General features: G+C 49.0%; 23 protein-coding genes. 5 read left to right on the forward strand and 18 right to left on the reverse strand.

The window, feature by feature from the left end; genetic code table 11:
* Window positions 1-158 precede the first annotated feature (158 nt).
* From BN162_RS10160 to BN162_RS10175, 4 genes are read left to right on the forward strand one after another with little or no spacing between them, the layout of a single operon-like run.
* Entirely contained in the window at window positions 159-557 is a 399-nt protein-coding gene (locus tag BN162_RS10160; RefSeq protein ID WP_020224985.1) for a PTS sugar transporter subunit IIA, read from the forward strand.
* A 14-nt stretch (window positions 558-571) separates the two neighbouring features.
* A complete protein-coding gene (locus BN162_RS10165) occupies window positions 572-1072 on the forward strand; it encodes a PTS sugar transporter subunit IIB (RefSeq protein WP_020224986.1) in 501 nt (166 codons plus the stop codon).
* 15 nt (window positions 1073-1087) lie between these two features.
* Complete coding sequence (locus BN162_RS10170; protein WP_020224987.1) at window positions 1088-1828, forward strand: PTS mannose/fructose/sorbose/N-acetylgalactosamine transporter subunit IIC; 741 nt, start codon at window positions 1088-1090, stop codon at window positions 1826-1828.
* 2 nt (window positions 1829-1830) lie between these two features.
* Window positions 1831-2655, forward strand: a complete 825-nt coding sequence (locus BN162_RS10175; protein ID WP_020224988.1) for a PTS system mannose/fructose/sorbose family transporter subunit IID — start codon at window positions 1831-1833, stop codon at window positions 2653-2655.
* Between the two features lie 590 nt (window positions 2656-3245).
* Here BN162_RS10175 and BN162_RS10185 read toward each other — a convergent pair.
* The 18 genes from BN162_RS10185 to BN162_RS10270 form a co-directional block, all read right to left on the reverse strand.
* A complete protein-coding gene (locus tag BN162_RS10185) occupies window positions 3246-4334 on the reverse strand; it encodes an SIS domain-containing protein (RefSeq protein WP_020224990.1) in 1089 nt (362 codons plus the stop codon).
* A 12-nt stretch (window positions 4335-4346) separates the two neighbouring features.
* Entirely contained in the window at window positions 4347-5051 is a 705-nt protein-coding gene (locus BN162_RS10190) for a GntR family transcriptional regulator (RefSeq protein ID WP_020224991.1), read from the reverse strand.
* Window positions 5052-5318 carry a hypothetical protein gene (locus BN162_RS10195; RefSeq protein ID WP_020224992.1) on the reverse strand — a complete coding sequence of 89 codons (267 nt, stop codon included), beginning with the start codon at window positions 5316-5318 and terminating at the stop codon, window positions 5052-5054. It abuts the gene before it with no gap.
* The gene (locus BN162_RS10200; protein WP_020224993.1) at window positions 5315-5722 is read right to left on the reverse strand and encodes a hypothetical protein; all 408 of its coding nucleotides are present in this window, start codon (window positions 5720-5722) and stop codon (window positions 5315-5317) included. The genes BN162_RS10195 and BN162_RS10200 overlap by 4 nt, the downstream gene beginning before the upstream one ends.
* The gene (locus BN162_RS10205) at window positions 5715-6437 is read right to left on the reverse strand and encodes an N-acetylmannosamine-6-phosphate 2-epimerase (RefSeq protein ID WP_020224994.1); all 723 of its coding nucleotides are present in this window, start codon (window positions 6435-6437) and stop codon (window positions 5715-5717) included. The genes BN162_RS10200 and BN162_RS10205 overlap by 8 nt, the downstream gene beginning before the upstream one ends.
* 25 nt (window positions 6438-6462) lie before the next feature.
* Complete coding sequence (locus BN162_RS10210) at window positions 6463-7284, reverse strand: PTS system mannose/fructose/sorbose family transporter subunit IID (protein ID WP_020224995.1); 822 nt, start codon at window positions 7282-7284, stop codon at window positions 6463-6465.
* Window position 7285: 1 nt separating this feature from the next.
* Entirely contained in the window at window positions 7286-8053 is a 768-nt protein-coding gene (locus BN162_RS10215; protein ID WP_020224996.1) for a PTS mannose/fructose/sorbose/N-acetylgalactosamine transporter subunit IIC, read from the reverse strand.
* A gap of 25 nt (window positions 8054-8078) precedes the next feature.
* Window positions 8079-8576, reverse strand: coding sequence for a PTS sugar transporter subunit IIB (locus tag BN162_RS10220; RefSeq protein ID WP_020224997.1), 498 nt, complete (start codon window positions 8574-8576; stop codon window positions 8079-8081).
* Between the two features lie 61 nt (window positions 8577-8637).
* Window positions 8638-9057, reverse strand: a complete 420-nt coding sequence (locus BN162_RS10225; RefSeq protein ID WP_020224998.1) for a PTS sugar transporter subunit IIA — start codon at window positions 9055-9057, stop codon at window positions 8638-8640.
* A 2-nt stretch (window positions 9058-9059) separates the two neighbouring features.
* Window positions 9060-10160, reverse strand: coding sequence for an SIS domain-containing protein (locus BN162_RS10230; protein WP_020224999.1), 1101 nt, complete (start codon window positions 10158-10160; stop codon window positions 9060-9062).
* Window positions 10161-10607: 447 nt separating this feature from the next.
* The gene (locus BN162_RS10235; protein WP_020225000.1) at window positions 10608-11453 is read right to left on the reverse strand and encodes a Nif3-like dinuclear metal center hexameric protein; all 846 of its coding nucleotides are present in this window, start codon (window positions 11451-11453) and stop codon (window positions 10608-10610) included.
* Window positions 11454-11510: 57 nt separating this feature from the next.
* On the reverse strand, window positions 11511-11798 hold the full coding sequence (locus BN162_RS10240; RefSeq protein WP_020225001.1) for a helix-turn-helix domain-containing protein: 288 nt from the start codon (window positions 11796-11798) through the stop codon (window positions 11511-11513).
* Between the two features lie 237 nt (window positions 11799-12035).
* Complete coding sequence (gene ftsH / locus BN162_RS10245) at window positions 12036-13958, reverse strand: ATP-dependent zinc metalloprotease FtsH (protein ID WP_020225002.1); 1923 nt, start codon at window positions 13956-13958, stop codon at window positions 12036-12038.
* A 21-nt stretch (window positions 13959-13979) separates the two neighbouring features.
* Window positions 13980-14519, reverse strand: coding sequence for a hypoxanthine phosphoribosyltransferase (gene hpt / locus BN162_RS10250; RefSeq protein WP_020225003.1), 540 nt, complete (start codon window positions 14517-14519; stop codon window positions 13980-13982).
* A gap of 21 nt (window positions 14520-14540) precedes the next feature.
* The gene (gene tilS / locus BN162_RS10255) at window positions 14541-15764 is read right to left on the reverse strand and encodes a tRNA lysidine(34) synthetase TilS (protein WP_020225004.1); all 1224 of its coding nucleotides are present in this window, start codon (window positions 15762-15764) and stop codon (window positions 14541-14543) included.
* A gap of 143 nt (window positions 15765-15907) precedes the next feature.
* Complete coding sequence (locus BN162_RS10260; RefSeq protein ID WP_020225005.1) at window positions 15908-17803, reverse strand: SpoIIE family protein phosphatase; 1896 nt, start codon at window positions 17801-17803, stop codon at window positions 15908-15910.
* Window positions 17804-17879: 76 nt separating this feature from the next.
* The gene (locus tag BN162_RS10265; RefSeq protein ID WP_020225006.1) at window positions 17880-18452 is read right to left on the reverse strand and encodes a hypothetical protein; all 573 of its coding nucleotides are present in this window, start codon (window positions 18450-18452) and stop codon (window positions 17880-17882) included.
* Between the two features lie 217 nt (window positions 18453-18669).
* The gene (locus tag BN162_RS10270; protein WP_020225007.1) at window positions 18670-20070 is read right to left on the reverse strand and encodes an MATE family efflux transporter; all 1401 of its coding nucleotides are present in this window, start codon (window positions 20068-20070) and stop codon (window positions 18670-18672) included.
* Window positions 20071-20179: 109 nt separating this feature from the next.
* Between BN162_RS10270 and BN162_RS10275 the strand changes: the two genes are divergently transcribed.
* The gene (locus BN162_RS10275) at window positions 20180-21055 is read left to right on the forward strand and encodes a LysR family transcriptional regulator (protein ID WP_020225008.1); all 876 of its coding nucleotides are present in this window, start codon (window positions 20180-20182) and stop codon (window positions 21053-21055) included.
* The last annotated feature ends 183 nt before the right edge of the window (window positions 21056-21238 follow it).

A 21238-nucleotide genomic window follows, 5' to 3' on the forward strand; every position in this document is an offset into this window, starting at 1 on the left:
TTTTCTTATCTAATAGAGTTGGAACCTTAACTTCCGCCGTTTAATATATATTTTCATGAATTATATATTTACAAATATATATTTATAGATTATACTGGGATTAAATCTGGCAGCACTCACACTACAGAATTCGTTGAAAGGGGGAAATTAAGAACCGAATGAATCAGATCATCCTCGCCTCCCATGGCAAGCTTGCCTCCGGTATGAAGGCAACCCTGGAGTTTTTCGGGGTACAGAACATCATCATCCTGGAACAAACTGTCCAGGAAACAGGCTTTGAAGCCAAAGCCGAAGCCGTACTGCAACAATATGCCGAACAAAACTGCATCGTCTTTACCGATTTGTACGGAGGTTCGGTGAATCAGATCTTCTTTAAGAACCTTCAGCACTATGCTTTCCATCTGATCACCGGCATGAATTTAGCCATGATCCTGGAATGCGCCTTCACCGAAGCGGATCTGACGGGTCCGCAGCTGAAAGAAATCATTGAAAACGCCTGCCGTCAAACTTGCTACATGAACGATCTGTTAACATGCGGCAAGGAAGACGACGACTAGAAAGGAGAATCGCGATGATCAGTTTATTGCGCGTCGACGGGCGGTTAGTCCACGGCATGGTCGCTGTGACCTGGGTGGGCGAACTGAAACCGAATGTTTTAGTGGTAGCCAATGACGCCGCGGCCAACGATAGTTTTCACACCATGACGCTCAAACTTGCTAAGCCGGCCAATGTCGATATGTACGTCTGGACGCTGGCCAAAGCTGCGGATCGGCTCAACGGCCCTAAGTACAAAGCGAAGAAAATTTTCATCACCGTCGGTACGATTGCCGATGCTGAAACACTTGTCAGCCAATGTCCGGAAATCCGCCGCGTCAATGTCGGTCCGGAAGTGGACGGCACCAAGGGCCGGGTCACTGAAGGAAAAGTGGAAATCAGCGACGGCGTCTTTGCTTCCCCGGAAGAATTTATCAGTTTGAAGCATATCCACGATCAGGGCGTCGAAGTCTTCGCCCAGATCACCCCGCAGATGCCGGCCGTGGATTTTGCGGAATTCGCCAAAAAATTTGAATAAGAAGGAGAAAAGGGTATGATTTTACAAGCGATTTTAGTCGGCCTTGTTGCCGGCTACGGCCGGATCGAACAATCATGGTTCGGTCAGCAGATGATCGCGCGGCCAATCTGGCTGTGCACACTTGTCGGTTTATTATTAGGGGACTTGAAACAAGGCGTGATCATCGGCGGTACGCTGGAGTTGATCTGGGCGGGGGTTGTTCAGATCGGCGCGGCCCCGACCGAAGTTGTCAGCGGTAGCGTACTGGCTTCCGCGCTGGTCATTACCAGCGGTCTGACTGTGGAAGAAGGCGTCGCACTGGCCATTCCGGTAGCTTTATTAGCCAGCGTTATGAATACGTTTATTTCGTCCGTCAACTCTGCGGTGCTGTCTTCCTTAACCAACAAAGCGGTGGAAAACTGTGATACCAAAATGATCTGGTGGACAGGCATCGGCGGTGGCATCATCTATTTTGTTGTCTACTTCATTGTTATCGCCTTGGGATTTATGGCTGGTTCGGTTGCGATTCAGGCTGTCATTGATTCAATTCCAGGGGTTGTCCGCTACGGTTTGACCAACGCCAGCAAGCTCCTGCCGGCAATTGGCATCGGCATATTATTAAAATTTACATTCGATTGGAAATATGCCGGCTTCTTTGCGCTGGGATTCCTCTTGCCGACTTATCTGGGTATGGGAACAATGGGCGTTGCGCTGACAGGCCTGGTCTGTGCCTATATCTATTATCAATTTAAACCCAAAGCGGAGGAGGAGGACTAATCATGGCGACGCCGGTTGAATTATCAAAAAAAGAACTGAATAAAGTGTTCTGGCGCTCCTATCAGGCGCTGGGCTGTTATACCTATGATAAGCAGCAGGGAATTTCCTACATGCGCGCGCTGCTTCCGGCGCTGCAGAAATTATATCCGGATCCGGAAGATTTGAAAGAAGCACTAATCCGCCACAATGTAATGTTTAATACGACCTGCGCTTTTGTTCCCTTCTGTCTGGGCATCACCTGTGCGATGGAAGAAGAATATGCCAACGCTCCGGAAGGTTCGTTTGATCCGCAGTCAATCAGTTCGGTTAAGATTGCCTTGATGGGCCCGTTAGCGGGAATCGGCGACAGCTTCTTCTGGGGAACCTTCCGCGTCATCGCCTGCGGCATCGGTGCCCCGTTGGCGGCGGCTGGAAATCTGTTAGGCGTCGTCCTGTACTTACTGTTGAATTTGATCCCGTCCACGCTGACCCGTGTCTATGGTTTCAAACTAGGTTATCAAGGCGGGCGGGAATTTCTGGCGAAAATTCAGGCGGATGGAACACTGGAAAAAGTAACGGAAGCCGCAAAGATCCTGGGCTTAGTCGTTATCGGCGGTTTGGTGCCGACGATTGTCGCCGTTCCGGTTTCCCTGCAGCTCAATATGGGCGGCGGATCCTTTATTCTGGCCGATGTGCTCAACAGCATCATGCCGAACTTACTGCCGTTAGTGCTTTCCGTCATCGTCTATCACTACATTCAAAAAGGCGTCAGCGTCAACAAGCTGTTGTTTATCTTGTTAGGCTTAGGCATCCTGCTGACAGCCGTCGGCTTCTTCCCAATGGGTTGATCAAAAACGAAATCATCCGCAAAAAGCAGGCAGTTGTCTGCTTTTTTGCTGCGCATGAAAACAATGCAGCTCCCATTTCAACCTTCCTGTGTCATGAAATTAAAATATCTTTTCCGGCACAAAAAATTCAGCAGGAAGACTTTATTGCATTCGCTATGCCGGACAAAACGCGCGAATCTCTCCCATCCGTGCTTGAATAAAACGGGCAGGAATTTTTATCTTATTCCTTAGCTCACTTCCCAAAGGATGTACTTCTGCCCTTATACTCAGCCGCTTCCTGCTTTGGATAAGCATAATGCCGGCGCGAAGAAATTCTAAACTCTCTTTCTGAGCAGTCAATCCATTTTTTATTGAAGCTGCGATGATCGATTCGCTTCATTCCTGCCGGCTTTACTTCCGATTGGCTATGCGAATTAATCAGCGAATCTGTTTCGTTGGAGAAAATTTACGGAAGTGATGATTCAGACTGCAGAAACAAAAAAAGCGCTGCCGTCAAGGTCAACGCTTTCTCATTTGGGCTTTGCCAAAAGGTGTTTTGGCAAACACAGCGGTCACTCACCATTTGACTTGAGGAAAGGGAGGAAATCAAGCTAGTAAGTGTAGCTGCCCATCTTTTTGTGGAAATCCGGATCACTGGCGATGTTGCAGTCAATGCCCAGATCCAGCGATAACTTCCGCGCCAGCACCTGCAGCGGGACAATGTATTCCATCGTTGCAAAGTACGGATCGTTGACAAACGGATAAACAAAGTTATGCGGATCCTCAGCTTGGGAAGCATCCGAGGTGATCACATAGTTCGGATTATGTCGTTCCCGCGCGAAATAATCACGCATCCGCAGACAGCGCTTGAAATACTGTCCCGGACAAGCCAGGTAAACCATCGCCGTGTCTTCGTGAATCGAATGATACACGCCGTGCATGAATTCTTCCTGTTCATATCCAACGACGCTGTACCGCACCGCTTCCAGCACTTTCAGCGTGCCTTCCATCATTGCGGAAATACAGCTTTCATATCCCACCAGAATCATCCGGCGGCATGGCAGCAGATCTTCCTTGTTGCGCAGATACCACTGGCTCGCCTGTTCGGCGATTTCCGGAATGTTGTCGCAGGTCTTGACCATCTGAGCGCTCAGCCGTTCTTTTTCATCTTCGCTGATCCGGCCTAAGCGCACGGCCAGCTTCATGCCCAGAAGCATGATCGTGGCCATCGTGCCGATATACCCTTTGGTTTTCGGGCCGGCATATTCCATGCCGATGGCCAATAAAATCGTAACGTCGGCATGCTCGCTGACTGGTTTTCCGGCCTCGCCGGTAATCGCAATGGTTTTCAAACCCAAGCTGCGGGCTTTATCCAATGCGGCAATCGTCGAAGAACTGCGGCCGGCTTGAGAAATGCCGATCACCAGCGTATGTTTGTTCAAAATCAGTTCGTTGTCTTTAAACTGCATCGGATAGCTGGCAAAGACTTTGACCTTCAGCACATCTTCCAGCAGTTTCTTGCAGGCCAGTGCACCGTGATATGAGGTTCCTGAACCAACGACGTAAATCTGTTCGATCTCGCCCTCAGCACAGTAATTTAATGCTTCTTCAAAGATTTCATCCTGATGCTCGACGATATTTCTCACCGCCGGCTTGGACTCCAGAATATACTGGTACATATCCCAGCTTTTTTCCGTCATGAATGACCCTCCTTATTGATTGACTGTACGGTAGTAATAGTTATAACGGGAACCGATATACAGCATCTCCGTGTATTCGATCAGATCGTCATCCTGGTCGTACATCCAGGTAATATTGCGCAAGAGCGCCACATCCTTGATTTTCAGCAAGCGTTTTTCGTCTTCTGTCGGCATCATCGCCGTCATCTCGCCATCGCTGTATTTGAAATGCGCACCGTTTTCCTGCATGATCTGATAGACTGAACCTTCAATTTTCCGCAGATCCACACTGGACATGTATTTCTGCGAAAGATAGGTATAGCTGATCGCAATCGGGGTTTCGTCGGCGGTTCGGATACGCACGATATAATGAATCGCATCGTCCGGCCCCAGCTTCATTTTCTCCATCAGATTCGGCAGTTTATCAGCCCGTTCAATCCGGTATTCAACCAGAATCGCTCCCGGCTTCTGCCCCATCTTTGTGATGTCATCGGTAAAGCTCGTTAAGTTGCCGATCGCTTTGACAATCTGTTGGTTGTCCACAAAGCTTCCCTGGCCTTTCACCCGGCGGATGCAGCCTTCCTGAGCTAAGATATTCAGGGCCTTGTTTGCGGTCATGCGCGAAACCTGAAACGTCTGCGCAATTTCAATTTCGTTGGGCAATTGATCGCCCGGCTTCAGTACCTTATCGACGATCTGTTGGCGGTAGTAATTAATTATTTGTTCATATTTATTCATCTAATCCAGCTCCGAGGGATCGCTGATCATCGCCATCAGCGACTTTCTATTCTTATCATTATTAGTATACCTCATTGCTCGGTTCAGGTAAATCTCTACCTGTTGCGGCTCGTTGAGATAATGATAAAGTTTTGCGATGCGGAAGGCGATCAGTGATTTGATTTCATCGTTTTCGCATTCCGGCAGCGCTTCGATCAGCTCCTGGATCAGACTGGTGTCTTTCTGGATGTAAATGCGGTCAAGCTGCTCAACCTCACCGCGGATCAACTCCGCCTTCCCGCCTTTTTCCCGTTCAGCAGCGGCGTCAGCTGGTCGCGGCAGACCTCAGCTAAAGCTCGGTCCCTGAACTGCAGCGCATAGCCGAACATGCGGGAATAAAGCGCGATTTTTTCATCCGCGTTCATCTTCAGCGAAGTCATTTGATCATAGGTTTTCTGCACCTGCGGATGATCCTGAAGATCCATGAAATAATTCAGCTTCATCATCTGCAGCGACACCTTGGAAAAATTGAACTTGCAATAGGGGGAATCGATCATCTTAAGAAAATTGTCGGTATCCTGCTTCATTTTGAGCGCATACAGCTTGCGCAGGGCTTTTTCACTGACCCATTTTTTATAGATCACGCTGCCGAACAAGCACAGCAGCGTGACCCAGATTATCGGATTAGTCATGGAACCGGTTCAGAGCGCGGGCAAAACGCTTTGCGGTAATGTGCGGCCGGGTGATCGCGTTGCCGACGACGACCGCATAAGCGCCCATATACAGACATTGAACGGCAATTTCCGGTGTTGCGACTTTGCCTTCCATAATCACCCGCGCGTTTGTGCCCTGAACAGCGTCCACAATATCCCGAAGCAGAATGTAATCCGGCGCGTCTTTGATTTCCAGCTTATCGAAGGCTCCGGCTTGGGTATAACCGGCTAAGGTCGGCGCCACGAAATCCGCCCCCATTTCGGCAGCGATCCGGGCATCCTGAGCATTGCTGACATCGGCAAAGATTAAGGCTTCCGGAATGTTTTCCTTGATTTCACGAATCGTTTCATACGCCAGCTTTCCATCATCACGGTAATGATGCGTCGCCTGAACGGCGATGACCTCTGCTCCGGCTTCCCAGACGGCTTTGGCAGCCTCCAGATTCGGTGTTAAATAAACATCCTTAATATTGCGGTTAATTTTCCAGATTCCGATGATCGGAAGATCGACTTTCGCCTTGATCGCCCGGATATCTTCCGGTGAATTGGCACGAATGCCTTTGGCTCCGGCCCAGGCCGCACACTCTGCGAACTTGACCGTGATGCCTTCCATATAATGCGGTTCCTCCGGCACTGCCTGACAGGAAACGATTAAGCCGTCCTTCAGACTTTCCAGCACTGCTTCTTTATTCATCCGATTTCACCCCTGATTTCTAATTTTACAACAGACCTAATGCGACAGCCAAAACGCCTAAGACCAGCAACGCGATCATGATCACAGTTCCGGAGTAGCGCTTCTGCAGACCCCAGTAGCAAGCGAAGGTCAGGCCCAGCGGCAGAATTTTCGGACAGATCGCGTCAAAGATTTCCTGCAGGACAACCTGCGCGCCGTTGATATTCAGCACCGTGACCAGATTGACATTGACCATCGAAGCCATCATCGCGCCGATAACGACCAGACCCATGATTCGAGCCGCTTCGGTCAGCTTATTCAGCGTACCGTCTTCCGAGATCCGAGTTAAGAATTCGCTTCCGCCTTCATAGCCGATCTTGAAGCCGACGCGGCGGACGATTTCCGAAGGAATGAAGTTGATCAGGAAATACAGAATCGGGCCGAGGATATTGCCGGCAACCGCCAGCGGCGCACCGACGCCGACGCCGATAACGCGGAACGTACCCCAGAAGAAGCTGTCGCCGATCCCGGCTAACGGTCCCATCAGCGCTGCTTTGACGGAGTTGATCGAAGCTACGTCGAATTCTCCCTCCGGAACGCTGGCGCATTGTTCTTCCATTGCGCAGGTAATGCCGATGATAAACGGACTTGGTGTTGTCGCACAGTTGAAGAATTCCAAGTGCCGCTTAACGCCGGCTTTCATCCGGACTTCATCATCCCCGTACAGCTCGCGGATCGCCGGCATCATCGTCCAGGCATAGCCGGTCGACATCTGACGTTCGTAGTTGAAGCATCCCAATAATTGATAGTGACGATTATAGACTTTCTTTAATGTCTTCGAGCTTAATTTTTTCATTCCGATCGTCATCTTACAGTTCCTCACTTTCATCACTGCCGCTCACAGCGCCGCTTTTGCCGCTTGGAGCGAACTGATAGTAAACATAAGCGCAGATTACGCCGATTACGGCGGCCGCAATCGTGCTGACATTGAAGAAGGCCACTAACGCGAAGCCTAAGAATAAGAAGGCTGCGAATTTCTTGTCAAAGGTCAGCTGGATCAGCATCGCGATACCTAAAGCCGGAAGCAGGTTGCCGGACTGCGCCAGACCGGACTGAATCACAGCCGGAATGTTGTTGACAATCGCCGTAATGACGTCGCCGCCGATGATGAAGCCCAGGAAAATCATGCTGAATTTGAAGACGAAATACAGCGCGCTGCCCATCCAGTTGGACATTTCAACGCCTTTCCAGTCGCCTTTATCCGCACATTTATCGGCGCGGTGAGCGAAGGTTGTGTTCAGAATGCAGACGCCGATCGAACCGACCTGTGCCAGCAAAGCAATCGGGATCGCCAGCGCTAACGTGGTTTCGTAAGAAGCACCGGTTTTGATGGCTAACGCTGTCGCCAGGGCACTGCCGACAACGACATCCGGCGGCGTTGAAGTTCCGATTCCGACTAAGCCCATCCAGACTAATTCCAGATTGCCGCCGATGATTAAGCCCATTGTGAAGTCACCCATGATCAAACCGACGATTGGGCCGATGAGAATTGGTCGATCCAGCATGTGCTGACCGCCGATGCGGCTTTCCATGTAGATCAAGGTTGCGACGAGCGCGACTAAGAATCCCTGAAGCATAAGTTTTTGCCCTCCTTATAATTTTCTATTTGGCAAATATTTTTTCGATTTCTTTGAAGTTCATGCGGTCCTGGGACGGTGTGATCTGCGCGAATACTTCTACGCCGGCATCCGCCATCTTCTTGGCGCAGGTAAATTCTTTCTGCGTCATGAAGACCTGCGGCAGAGTTGGGATGTATTCTTCGCCCGGCTTCTTATTGACACCGGCCGTGCCGATGTTGAGCTTGGCGATCCCCTTGACGCGTTCCCAGATATAGCAGGCATCCTCAACCGTTTCCGTAACCAGGAATATTTTCTTTCGGTCGTTGATCGGATTGTTCAGAGCCTTGATGGAATCGTCTTTTGTCTTGATGATCAGTTTGACGCCGGCTGGTTTGGCCAGCTTCATCGTAGCGGCTTTAAAGCTGTCCCCTGCCGCCTCATCATTGGCTACCAGAATCGTTTCCGGTTTAATTGCGGAAGTCCAGGACACAGCCACCATGCCGTGAATTAGCCGGTCATCCGCTCTGACTAAAATAATCATAAAATCCTCCTTTCCTTCTATAACGCCTGATTCAGTTCAGGTCATTACCTCACTTTGAAATTTATAGCTCGTCGTCTTCGTCGGCTTCTTCACTGGTTTCTGAGCTCAACGTGTTCATGCACAGCATTTCGGCCTTTGCCCGTTCGACGATCTCCGCTGCCAAATCGGCCGTGATGTCCTCACTTTGATAGATCATCTCCAGAACCAGCGGGAAGTTGATGCCGGTGACCAGAATAAACGGTTTTTCCTGCATCAGTCGGGCAGCGATCTGATTGACGCTGCCTCCGGCCAGATCGGTCAGAACAACAAGGTTGCCGTCAGGAATTTCATCCAGCTTGGCGCGCAGCGCTTTCTCAAATTCATTGTCCTCAACGTAAGCGTTGAGATAATGAACGTTGGTTGCTTCACTGTTGAAGAAGTGAACCGCATGGACCAGCCCTTCAGCCAGGGTGGAATGGGTTGCAATGAGAAATTGATTCATCGTTATTCCTCCATTTTCTTATGCGCGAACGCCCGGCGCTTCGGCGGGTAGACGCTGGTATCGTAGCCGATCGCCTCGCAGTTGCGGGCCGCCATCAGCTGGAAGGGAACAACGAAGGCCAGCGGACTTAAATCCTGCGCGATCGGACTGTGGAAATGCAGATCTTTAGGACTTGTGGTCTGTTGATCATGATAGAAAACAAAGACGTGTTCAGTTACTTCATTTTCCTTGATCCAATCGAGAAACAGCGGGATCCGGCTGCGTTCAAATTCATTGCTGGCAATAAAATACAAATAGGTCTTCTCATCGAACGCCATCTGCGGACCATGGATCAATTCCTCCAGTTCGTAGGCGCTTAACGGTTTGTGGAAGGTTTCATACATTTTCAGCACGCCTTCCAGTGCGGTTGGATAATGCGTTCCATACGCTGCGATATGGCCTCTTTCCATGTTCAACAGCTCTGGTTGATTGCGGTCGATCCACAGCTGAACTTCCGCTGTCAGTTCATCGAAATGCGCAAGCATCGTCTGAGCGTCATCTAGCTTTTGTTGTAACTGGATTGAATTCAATCGGCCCAGGGCTCCGGCAATTTCCACCGCCCACAGATAACCCGTCAGCAGCGTGATGATATAGCCGCGGGTTTCGATTGGAATTTCTTCCTTACCGCAGGTCAAGGGCACGACGACATCGACTTCACGAGTGATCAAGCTGCTTAAAGCTTCGGTCAGCGCGACTGTCAGATAACCCTCGCTTTTCGCTTTGCGCATCGCTTCGACAGTGGAAACACTGGTTCCCGACTGGCTGATGCCAACCACCAGAATCTGTTCCGGCTTGTATATTTGATTGTTGTTGATCTGCGTATAATGGGTAAAAACGGTAGGGATGACCACGTCAGCTTCAACAGGAATAAATTGCTCAAACCAGTTTTTAAAGCTCAGCGAGGCATGATAGCTTGTTCCGGAACCTAAGAAATAAATTTTCCGAATGTCGTGCTGCTGAAACAACTCCACCATCGGATTGACAAAGCATGCCCGCTGGGCAAAGGATTGGCGCAAGGCCCGCCCCTGATCTAAAATGTATCCAACCATTGTTGGTTTTTCCATATTTCCCCTCCTGTATAATCATAATTTCATTTCTTGTATATACATAATATATTCTATGAATACGCTTACGTCAAGAATAATTTGTAGATTTTTGTATATTTTTCCACTTCGTCTCTTCAGATTTCCTTGACACACATGCCTTTGTAACAATTAATCCCTGATTTTTTTCTGATTTACGCTGATATTATCCCACCATCTCATACACCTTTTTCCCTTTCCGTCAGCATTATATATGTATAATCATTCATTAATATTCCTATATTTTTAAATTTTTTATTTCTGGAGCATTCTCTGCGAAGCAGGAACGCTTGTTTATTCAAGGTGTTCCTGTTCAGCCTGCCAGATCTTGATCAACAAAAAAAGCCAACTGCTCAATCGGCAGCTGACTTCATTTTGAAATCAACAAGATTTTAAATCGATCTGACTCTCGTCAACATCTGGGACAGACTAAACTGTCATAAATTCATACATATCGCCGGACTGAATATACCGGCATGGAATTGCGGTACCCAGCGCTTCCGGGATGTAACGGACCATATATTCCATTCCCGGTTCTTCTGTATTGAAATGCCCGACTGCCAGAATCGCTTTCGGTCTTTGCAGCATCGCGCTGTCACGGATATATTCGCTGACGGTAAAGTCAATCAGTTCCATGGCAATCACAAGCTCTATTCCTTCCTGTTCAATCCAGGTAATTGTATCATTATCACCACCCAGGATATGTCCGGCAATCGCAACCTTCCGTACTTTTGCCTCGGTATTTCCCAGCATTTTCAATCCTGTCAGATGGAACTTTTCAATAATCTGACGGCCGATTTCCTTCACCGGTGTTTCCGGCAATTCAAAAACCATGGGCCGGGCTGGATCACAGCTGAGATATTTTTCCCAGCCCAAAGTCACCATCACCCCATGGAAAATCCCATCAACGTATCCGCCGTTCATCGGTATTCCTGAGTGGATATAATCATGATCACGCCAGACAACCATGCCGGTTTCCTCCAGCAGCTGCTTCTTAGCCAGGAAAGTCTTGTTCTGCGCAGCTTCCAGCCAGTCCGTATGATCACCATGATTCCAAAACAGCGCTTCATGCGAGATGATCAGATTGGCTCCGCTGGCGTGAGCCTTGCGGATCACATCAACCGAAGCATAACAAGTCGTCACAATCCCCGTGCATTCCTGATCCGGATTTCCATACAGAATCTGATCCCGAGTTGTCGCTTCGTCGATCGGTTCCCCTCTGACCGTTCCGCGATGGTACTGCTTCATTTTTTGAATAACTTCACTTATTTTCATAACGAACCTCCTGCGTGTATTGTAATCCCTTTCCCAGTGATTTTCTATGCCTGAATCTCAGGATTCCAGCTCTTGATCGTCGGCTTGTGAAGTAGGTGATAATCCTGAATTGGAAAATTCGACTTCATTGATTTCCGGAAAATCCAAAAACTCGGCCAATGTCATATCCAACGCATAGGCAATACGAAAAATCGTCGCCATCCCGGGATTTTTATAAAGACCTTTGACAAGTCTTCTTAATGTTCGTTCACTGATCTTTGCTTTCTGACTTAATACTTCCAATGAAATATTTTTGAGTTCGCACAATTCCTGAATCCGTCTTGCTAATATTTGATTGTAATCCATATTTGTTCCTGCCTTATTTTTTATGATTATTATAAAAATTGAATCTCTTTTCTGCGGTCGATCAATTACGGCTGTCCCTTGCTTTCATTCTTGTTCCTCTTTATTATAATCGATATTTCATATAACTAAAAAGCAGATTTCAATTATATTTTAAAATATTGCTTTTTTTGGGTTTTTAGCAAATAAAATCAAAACCTATGAAAAAAAGATGGCCGAATAGACCATCTTTCTGCTCGCTTATTCAGCTTCTGTTTCTGTTTGAGAATTCTCAGTGATCTCTGTTACGATCGTTTCGGTTTCAACCGTTTCTTCCGATTCCGATTTCACTTCAGGGGCTGCTGGCAAATCCAGGAAAGGTTCCCCTTTAATAATCTTATCGATCTGTTCTGCGGTCAGCGTTTCGTTTTCAATCAGAGCCTCCGCAATTTTGATCAATTCTTCCTTATGTTCCAGGATAATTTTCTTGGCTTCATCATGACACTGGTCGATGATCTTCCGGATTTCCTGATCGATCTCAAAGGCAACCTGTCCGGACACATTGCTTGCCGAGTTGTAATCCCGGCCCAGGAAGACATTCTGCTGACCATGGTCATACTGCACCGGGCCGAGATCACTCATCCCATACAGCGTAACCATATCCCGCGCCAGTTTGGTCGCCTGTTCGATATCATTGACCGCCCCAGTGGTAATATCATCAAAGAAGACTTCTTCAGCAACCCGACCGCCCATGTAGCCGGTAATCGCCGACATCAGGTCGTTCTTAGTATTCATGATCTTTTCTTCCTTCGGCGTCATCAGGTTATAACCCCCGGCTGTGCCGCGCGGAATAATCGTCACTTTCTGAACAATATTGGAGTTTTCCAGATTCAGGCCGACAATCGCATGGCCGGACTCATGGTAAGCCACTAACTTCTTGGATTTTTCATCGTACTTTCTGGATTTCTTCGCCGGTCCCATCATAACGCGGTCAATCGCTTCATCCAGATTGTGCATATGGATCAGATCACTGTTTTCACGCACAGCCAAAATGGCCGCTTCGTTCAGCACATTTTCCAGATCTGCCCCGGAAAATCCCGGCGTCCGCTTGGCTAAAGCATCCAGATCAATTTCCGGCGCCAGCTTCTTATTGCGGGCATGGACTTCCAAAATCGCTTTTCTTCCTCTGCGATCCGGCAGAGATACGGTAATCTGTCGGTCAAACCGGCCTGGACGCAGCAAAGCCGGATCCAGAACATCAGGACGGTTGGTCGCCGCAATAACAACAATTCCGGCGTTATCCGTAATTCCATCCATTTCAACCAACAGCTGGTTTAAGGTCTGTTCCCGTTCATCATGACCGCCGCCTAAGCCGGCACCACGCTGCCGGCCAACCGCATCGATTTCATCGATAAAGATCATGCACGGCGCTGTCTGCTGCGCTTTCTTAAACATATCGCGGACACGGCTGGCGCCGACGCCGACAAACATTTCAACGAAATCGGAACCGGAAATTGAATAGAACGGAACATCCGCTTCCCCAGCCACAGCTTTGGCCAGCAATGTTTTACCAGTACCCGGCGAGCCGACCATTAAGATCCCCTTCGGGATTCGAGCGCCCATTTTGGCGAATTTTTTCGGTGATTTCAGGTAGTCGATAATTTCGGCCATCTCCTGTTTTTCCTCGTCACAGCCGGCGACGTCCTCAAAGCGGACTTTGATGTTGCCTTCCAGCCGGGCCCGGGATTTGGAGAATTCAAACGCCTTGTTGTTGCCGCCGCCGTTCATCTTGGTAATTAAGAAGAACGCCATCGCGCCGAAAATCACAAATGGGATCAAAGACATGATCGTATCCAAAAACAAATTGGATTCGTTCATATCGCTGACCTTGACATCGGCCGCTTTCAAGGCGCTCATCAGCGCGTCAACTTCGGTTTCCGAGCGCGGCACAGAAGCGGTAAAACCCACCTTCTTGCCATCCTGCTCGAAAACACCTTTGATCTTAATGACATTGTCACCGACGGTTAAAGCACTTTCGGTGACTTTCTGTTCTTCCACTAATTTTTGAAACTCGTTGTAGGTCAGGTTCTGTGTCGCAGTCCCGGTATTCATGTTCATTAAGCTGAACAGCGCCAGGATCACAATCAGATACGGAACAAAATTGATCCAACGATTATTACGCATTGTATCACTCCTTCGCTAGCGTTACTTGTAGCATTCTTCTTTCAAAACTCCGACAAATGGAAAATTGCGGTACTTCTGATTGAAGTCCAGTCCAAATCCGACTACGAATTCATTGGGAATTTCAAAGCCGGTATAATCTGCTTCAATATCGACAACCCGGCGGTCCGGTTTATCCAGCAGCGTGACGACACGCACGGTTTTTGCGCCTTTGTTTTTCAGCATGGTCTTGACCGTTTTCAGTGTTCTGCCGGTATCCACAATATCCTCGACCAACAGAATGTCCAGGTTTTTAACCGAGCAGTCTAAGTCCTTGATAATCTTGATATCGCCAATGGATTCCGTGCCTTCATAGCTGGAAACATCCATAAAATCAAATTGAATGTCCAGATCGATATGCTTGATCAATTCTGCCAAAAAAGGAACAGATCCCTTTAACAACGCGACCAGCAGCGGGGGTTGTTCATTGTGTTTGTACTCTTCGGTAAGTTGTTGTCCCAGCTCTTTGCAGCGGGCGACAATTTCGTCTTCATTGAGTAAAATTTTTTCTAAACATGGATGCATAGTCAAACCTCCAGAATATTACTATTTTATCACAAAACAAGTTGGATTGTTAGAGTAATGTGCGACATTACAGCCTATTTTCGGGACCAGAACAATTTCTCCGCGGCGGTTGACAACGACGGGCCAGCTGCGGCGCTGATCCGGCGGAATCTTTCGGTCAATAAACCATCGGTTTAGACGCTTTGTGCCGAAGCGCAGCTGAATTGCATCCTGCGGCTGCGGACTGCGGATCGTGATCGGAAAGTCTTCCTCTGTCAGGGTTACAGCTTCCGTAGTTTCTCCCTGCATCGCAACCTTAAAATACGGCGTCGCGAACAATTCTATTTTATCCAGAACATAACAATAAGATACCTCTTCTGTGAAGTCAAGTGAAAAGAATCCGTAAGCAAGCTGAAATCGGCGGTCTTTACTGAAAGTCAGATTAAAATTGCCTTGTTTCTGTTTCAGCGCTTTGGTCAGTTCGATCAGGAAGGCTTCCGACGGGACGGAAGCCCCCTGTTCCTGCATCCACATACGCAGGAAGATCCGCTGCTCTGCCTCATTCAACGTCAGGAATATTTCCTGGGAAATGATCTGATTCGCAGGATTCAGCTTAGCTTTGACAGCATCCCTTCTTTTCTGACGATTTCGGTTGCGGCGCTTCAATTTTTGAACTGCTGAACGTTTCTGAGCTTCACTCAGTTCGGCCAGCTGGTGATGCCGCAGCTGATTGCGGCGGTAATCGTCACTGAGATTCGATTCATCAATGCCATAGGGGATGTGATGCCGATCACAATAATCCTGCAGCTGCCGCTTTGTTTTATTTAACAGAGGGCGAACGACCTGCACCCCCAATACCCGGCCTTCCTCGCGGATGCCCAGCACTTCGCTCTGACGGCCTGATTCCTGCTGCAAAAGAGCTGTTTCCAGAAAATCATCCAGATGATGGGCGATCAACACTCCGGCCGCTCCTTCCGCTTTTGCCAGCTCGGCAAAGAAAGCGTACCGAACGTCCCGTGCCCAAGCCTGAAAATTTCCGCTGGCTTCCTGGATGGGGGACCGACTGGAAAAGGGAATCGCATGAGTATGACAATAGTCTTCTACAAGCTGCTGATCCCGATCGGCCGTCGGACGATGATGATAATTCACGTGGGCGCAGACGACCGCAACTTGATGGCGCCGGCATAAATCAAGCAAAGCCATCGAATCCGGTCCGCCGGAAACGCCGATGATCCACTTTTTCTCTGCCAGTTGATCCCATCGCATGCGATCGCCTCCTTTATTTCAGCTGGTTTTACTTATTGAACCACAGATCGTTTGAAATGCCAAGGGATTCGCTTACGACAATCCGAAAGAATTGTCAATTTTTGTTTTCTTTTCTTCTTGCCATAAAAAGGGGAAAACCCGCATCAGCGCTTGCTGACACGGGCTACTAAGACAGTGACATCATCGGTACAGCCAGTTTCTTCGATCGACTTCAAACCACTTTCGATCCGCTGCAGAATCTGATCAGGATCTCCGCCGCGGACCCACTGATCGAGCACCTGTTTTTCAACACCGTCGCTGCTCATCACAAAACAGTCCTGATCCTGGCATTCAATCTGAAAGCAATCCGTTTCAATTTCCTGAATAATGCCGATCGGCAGCGATTCTCCGCTGATCTCCATCACCTCTTTCTGACGGATCAGATAGGTCGGACAGGCCCCGGACTTGCTGAGAAACGCTTGATGACGGCGCTGATCATAACAAAGAAAATCGAGTGTGGCAAACAATTCCCGCTGATCAGCATGAAGCAGCGCGTTGATGCTCTGCACGGCTGCTTCTACCGGCAGCTTCGCGCTCAGCATCCGCTGCAGAACCTGCGTCACGAATTGGGAACTGCGAGCGGCCTGCGGACCGCAGCCCATACCGTCGCTGATCGTGCAGATCGTCATCTGACCGTTGCGGAATACCGCACTGGTATCCCCGGAAACCTCCGGATCCTTCTTTAACGTAAATAATCTTGTCTTGAGTGAGGATGGCTGAGAAGTCGACAGCTCCAGCCGGCTGCCGGTATAGAAGATACGGTTGCGCTGAAACCGCGTCACCTTCAGATCGGAATCAATCACCATGTGAATGAGCGGCAGCACCACTTCTTCCAGTTCGCTGTGCGTTAACTGGGAGAAATCAATCACCACCTGCAGCGGTCCCTCCTCCCATTGCTGGACATGGACGCGCTTTACTTCAAAGTGATAGCCTTCTAATAGATTGACGAGTTTCTCGCTCAGCGCCTCATCATCCACGACGCTTTGCTTCATCTGCAGCGCTACGGTATCCAGCGCATCAGCCATCCCTTCCAAAATCCGCGATTGGCTTGGCTGGATCGGTTCAAAATAATCGGCGATCAAATCAAAGATGTGGGAAAACTGCGATAACTGATGCAGCAGTGTCCGCTTGCGGCCTTCAATGCGCTGACCGTTCAGTGTCTGCTTTTCTTCGCTTACCCAATGCTGCGCGATCTGCAGCGCCGGGAACTGCTGCGCTGCCAGAAAGATCACAATTGCGCCGGCTAAAGCCCAGGCCGGCTGCTGCGTCCAGATCAACGGCACCATCCAGCCTAAAAACCGCATCCAGCCTAAATCCTGACGCAAAATATTCATGAGCAGCAAGGCGCTGCACCACACCGGCGTGTGTGCGCCAATGGGAAAACAGAACAACAAGCCCAGGCATAAGGCCAGATATTCCCGCACCGGCATCGTCATCGCCAGACAAGCCATCACTAAAACGGAGGCCATCCAAGCGCCCTCCAATGGGAATAACCGCATCAGAGGGTAAATCAAACTGGTTCCCAAAATTCCCAGCATCATCATGCTCAGCTTGAATTCCGTATCAATCCACATCCAGTCCGACTGGGTAAAACGGCAGATCAACACGCCGGCCCCGGCGGCCGCCAAGCCCTGCGGCAAGGCTGTACCGATCGCCAGATTGGCCAGCAGCACATTCAGTCCGCAGATCATCGGAAACCAGGCAAATAAGTTCTGCCGCAGCAGTTGGATCAGACAGATCAGCAGCAGGAAGAAAACCAGCAGCAGTAATTGGCAGTAAAATCCGGCAAAGCCGGAGAAACTGCTGCCAGCCAGCGTGCCGATCGCCGCCGCCAGTCCCTCCCTTCGATTTCGCTGATAGAAAAAGGCCAGTCCAGGATAAAGAAACACTGCGGATTGAAAAGAAAGCGCAGTGAAGAAAAAACTTAAAACTAAAATACCATCGCTCCAATGAATCTTCCGGAGCCATGCCGTTGACTTCTTAAGGGTCAGCTGACTCATGTTTTTCACCTTCTTAAGGCTATTGTAAGAAAGGTCAGCTGAAAACTCTGTCGAATCTTCCAGTCGGTGTAAAATTCTAAAGCATAAGACATTCCTTGACACGTCTGACGATGCGGCCAAACAGTGCGCTGTTCTCTGGGATCGTCGCTTTGACGTCTATAATCCGGGCAGTATTGATGTATTTGCAGTCATTCAGAAACAGCACTGATTCTTTTTTCATGCCTTCAATCAGACCGATGCGCATTAAGTGCCGGCGGCCATTCGGGCATTCAATCGGATCATACGCCATTCTGTAGGTAACCGGATTGGACGTCATCGGAACGACGAACGCTTTGCCGTTGCAGAATGAGAGGATAATGCCGAAGTGCTGAAATCCTGCCTCATTCAAATAGGCCTGGCCAAAGTCAATATAACAGATATCTCCGATCCTGGCCTTGACTCCCAGCTGAACGCAGCTGCGGGCATCTTTACGGCTCAGCCAATTCGCTTCGCTGACCAAATGACAATGAGCCTGCCGAACCGACAATCCGGAGAATTCTTCCTCTTTTAAGGAAAGATAGGCTCCCCATTGTTCCTTTAAAGAAGGATCCTCACTATAAATAGGCGACAAGTTTAACGCTTGGCGTTCCAACATCAGGTTGTTTTTCATCTTTCTTCACCTTCCCGACTATAATGTTGCCCAAAATCGCGATTTGCCTTCTTTCTTCTCGTTTTCCGAGAATTATTTTTTTCTGCGCAGACTTTGAAAGCGTTCCTTCTAGAATCCTGACGGATTGAGAAAATAGCAGAAACAAAAAAACCTGACGCCGCAGGTTTCCTTTGTTTATTTAAAATTCATGACATTCGTCAACAATCACGCTGCAGGCTCAGGCTTCGCGCTGAACCCATTGGGCTTGTGCCGCTTCTTCCGCTGTTTCCAGACGGATATCGGTCGGCGGAATATCAAAGCGCTGCTGCTTCACCGCATGATAGAAAAACAGCGACAAGGAAGCCGCGATGATCCAGCCGATCGGCCAGGACAGCCAAATCCCAGTCAGGCCTAATCCTCTGGAGAAAACCGCCGCGCAGACGACCCGAATGACCAAATCTGTCAGCGTTGCACTCATAAACAGCTTCATGCGATTGACTCCCCGCAGGATACCGTCCGCGATCAGTTTTACTGCGATGACCAGATAGAACGGAGAAACAATCCGCAGAAACAGAACGCCTGCGGATAACGCCGCCTGATTGCCGTCGGTGATAAACAAACCGACAAACACTGGTCCAGCCAGCAGATACAGCCCGGTGAAAACGAAGGCAATCTCCACTGCCAGCTTAATCCCGGCCGACAATCCCGCTTCAATTCGATCCGGAAGCCCGGCGCCGGCATTCTGCGCCGTATAATTAGACATTCCATTGCCGATCGCAGTCACAGAAGTAATCGTCATGTTATTCAGCTTCACCGCCGCCGAATAACCGCCGACCGCTGCCATACCGAAGCCATTGATCATGCTTTGAATCATGATGTTGCCCACAGAGATGAATCCCTGCTGCAAAATACTGGGAATGGCAATCAAGCTTAATTCTTTCAAGCAGTCTGCGGAAAACCAAGGAGCTTTTTCACTTTCCGGCAAACTTTTCAAACGCTTTATGACAACGCCCAGTGCCAAAGCTGCCGCGATCCCCTGGCAAAGAAATGTCGCCCAGGCCACACCGGCTACGCCCATCTGAAACTGAGCCACAAACAGAATATCGACAAACACATTCGTCACCGAAGATACGGCCAGAAAATAGAAAGGTGTGCGCGAATCGCCCAATGCCGAAAAAATTCCGGTCGCAATGTTATAAACTAACAGAAACAGAAAGCCGCCTAAATAAATCAGCAAGTATTCCAAGGAATCGCCGAAGATTTCCGCCGGCGTCTGAATGAGTCTTAACAGAAAGTCAGCGCCGATCAACCCCATTCCCATCAGCAGCAGACCGATGACGACGCTGGCAATCAGCGAAGTCGTCACCGTTGTTTTTAAACGGCTGTAATTCTTTGAGCCGAAGTGCCGGGCGACCACCACAGAAGTTCCGATATTGCAGCCGAAGGCAAAAGCGATATAAATTAATGTTATCTCATAGGAATTGCCCACAGCCGCGAGCGCTGAGGTCCCAATCCAGCGTCCGGCAACAAAACTGTCGGCAATGTTGTAAAGCTGCTGAAACAGAATGCTGCCGAAGAGCGGAAGCGAATATTGCCACAGTACCGATGCCGGTTTTCCTACGGTCAGATCTTTATTCATCAAAATCCCCCTTATCATGCTTTCCAAGTATAGCACCGTTCATGTATAATATGTAATAGTTAATATTGATTGAATTAATAACCTAAAGTTATGAAAGAAGGGAAAGTTTATGGAGTTAACCCAGCTTCGCTACTTTGCCGCGGTTGCTGAACTCCAGCACGTCACCCGTGCTGCTGAAAGAATGCATGTCGCTCAGCCGGCCATTACCAAATCCATTCAGCGTTTGGAAGCTGAACTCGGCGTACCGCTGATCGCTTCCCGCGGACGCAATATCATCCTGACGGAGTATGGCTGCGCTCTGTATGGCATGCTGCAGGAACCTCTGGAGCGGCTCAACCAAATCCCGGATCAAATGCAGCAGCTCGCTCATCGCAGCGCCTGTACACTGCACATCAATGTTCTGGCAGCCTCCAATGCCGTGACGGAAGCCGTCATCGCCTATAAGCATGATCACGCTGAAATCTTATTTTCGATTATGCAAAACGAACTGGCGCAGATCTGTGATCTTTCAATCGATACGCTGACAGATCAGCAGGAACGCTCTGAACGATCCGCCAATTCCGTTTCGTTTAAAGAACGGATCATGTTAGCTGTTCCCTCCCACTCGATTTACAGCAGTCTGAATGCGATTGATCTCAGGGAGTTAAGAGATGAAGGCTTCATCTGTCTGGCCGGCAACCGAAAATTCAGAAAGATTTGCGATCAGTTCTGTCTGGCGGCCGGGTTTCATCCCAAGATCATCTTTGAAAGCGACAGTCCGGCAACAGTGCGCAATCTGATCGGCGCTGGCAGCGGAATCGGCTTCTGGCCTGAGCATACCTGGGGTGAATTCGGCGAAGATGTAAAGCTCATCCCGATTTCCAATCCCCAATGCAGCCGGGAACTGCGGATTTCCCTGCATCCGCAGGACAGCGCACGATTGACATTGGTCCATCCGTTTTATCATTATCTGATCCATTACTTTAAAGCCTTATTTGAAGCTTAACCATGAGAACGTCTATCTTGTCCACAGGAATTTCATCCATATAATCGTATTCAGCTCACATTGAATCAGGGATTTCACTAGATCCAACATCAAACAAGAACCGATCCCATTTTCTGTCTTTGACAGGCAAAATGGGAAAAAGGACTGAAAACCGCGGAACAAAGCGCTTTTCAGTCCTTTTTA

This window comes from Holdemania massiliensis AP2, assembly GCF_000327285.1.
GTDB lineage: Bacteria > Bacillota_I > Bacilli_A > Erysipelotrichales > Erysipelotrichaceae > Holdemania > Holdemania massiliensis.

Coding starts and splice junctions, on each gene's coding strand:
- BN162_RS10160 (WP_020224985.1), top strand. CDS start 159: ATGAATCAGATCATCCTCGCCTCCCATGGCAAGCTTGCCTCCGGTATG.
- BN162_RS10165 (WP_020224986.1), top strand. CDS start 572: ATGATCAGTTTATTGCGCGTCGACGGGCGGTTAGTCCACGGCATGGTC.
- BN162_RS10170 (WP_020224987.1), top strand. CDS start 1,088: ATGATTTTACAAGCGATTTTAGTCGGCCTTGTTGCCGGCTACGGCCGG.
- BN162_RS10175 (WP_020224988.1), top strand. CDS start 1,831: ATGGCGACGCCGGTTGAATTATCAAAAAAAGAACTGAATAAAGTGTTC.
- BN162_RS10185 (WP_020224990.1), bottom strand. CDS start 4,334: ATGACGGAAAAAAGCTGGGATATGTACCAGTATATTCTGGAGTCCAAG.
- BN162_RS10190 (WP_020224991.1), bottom strand. CDS start 5,051: ATGAATAAATATGAACAAATAATTAATTACTACCGCCAACAGATCGTC.
- BN162_RS10200 (WP_020224993.1), bottom strand. CDS start 5,722: ATGACTAATCCGATAATCTGGGTCACGCTGCTGTGCTTGTTCGGCAGC.
- BN162_RS10205 (WP_020224994.1), bottom strand. CDS start 6,437: ATGAATAAAGAAGCAGTGCTGGAAAGTCTGAAGGACGGCTTAATCGTT.
- BN162_RS10210 (WP_020224995.1), bottom strand. CDS start 7,284: ATGACGATCGGAATGAAAAAATTAAGCTCGAAGACATTAAAGAAAGTC.
- BN162_RS10215 (WP_020224996.1), bottom strand. CDS start 8,053: ATGCTTCAGGGATTCTTAGTCGCGCTCGTCGCAACCTTGATCTACATG.
- BN162_RS10220 (WP_020224997.1), bottom strand. CDS start 8,576: ATGATTATTTTAGTCAGAGCGGATGACCGGCTAATTCACGGCATGGTG.
- BN162_RS10225 (WP_020224998.1), bottom strand. CDS start 9,057: ATGAATCAATTTCTCATTGCAACCCATTCCACCCTGGCTGAAGGGCTG.
- BN162_RS10230 (WP_020224999.1), bottom strand. CDS start 10,160: ATGGAAAAACCAACAATGGTTGGATACATTTTAGATCAGGGGCGGGCC.
- BN162_RS10235 (WP_020225000.1), bottom strand. CDS start 11,453: ATGAAAATAAGTGAAGTTATTCAAAAAATGAAGCAGTACCATCGCGGA.
- BN162_RS10240 (WP_020225001.1), bottom strand. CDS start 11,798: ATGGATTACAATCAAATATTAGCAAGACGGATTCAGGAATTGTGCGAA.
- ftsH (WP_020225002.1), bottom strand. CDS start 13,958: ATGCGTAATAATCGTTGGATCAATTTTGTTCCGTATCTGATTGTGATC.
- hpt (WP_020225003.1), bottom strand. CDS start 14,519: ATGCATCCATGTTTAGAAAAAATTTTACTCAATGAAGACGAAATTGTC.
- tilS (WP_020225004.1), bottom strand. CDS start 15,764: ATGCGATGGGATCAACTGGCAGAGAAAAAGTGGATCATCGGCGTTTCC.
- BN162_RS10260 (WP_020225005.1), bottom strand. CDS start 17,803: ATGAGTCAGCTGACCCTTAAGAAGTCAACGGCATGGCTCCGGAAGATT.
- BN162_RS10265 (WP_020225006.1), bottom strand. CDS start 18,452: ATGAAAAACAACCTGATGTTGGAACGCCAAGCGTTAAACTTGTCGCCT.
- BN162_RS10270 (WP_020225007.1), bottom strand. CDS start 20,070: ATGAATAAAGATCTGACCGTAGGAAAACCGGCATCGGTACTGTGGCAA.
- BN162_RS10275 (WP_020225008.1), top strand. CDS start 20,180: ATGGAGTTAACCCAGCTTCGCTACTTTGCCGCGGTTGCTGAACTCCAG.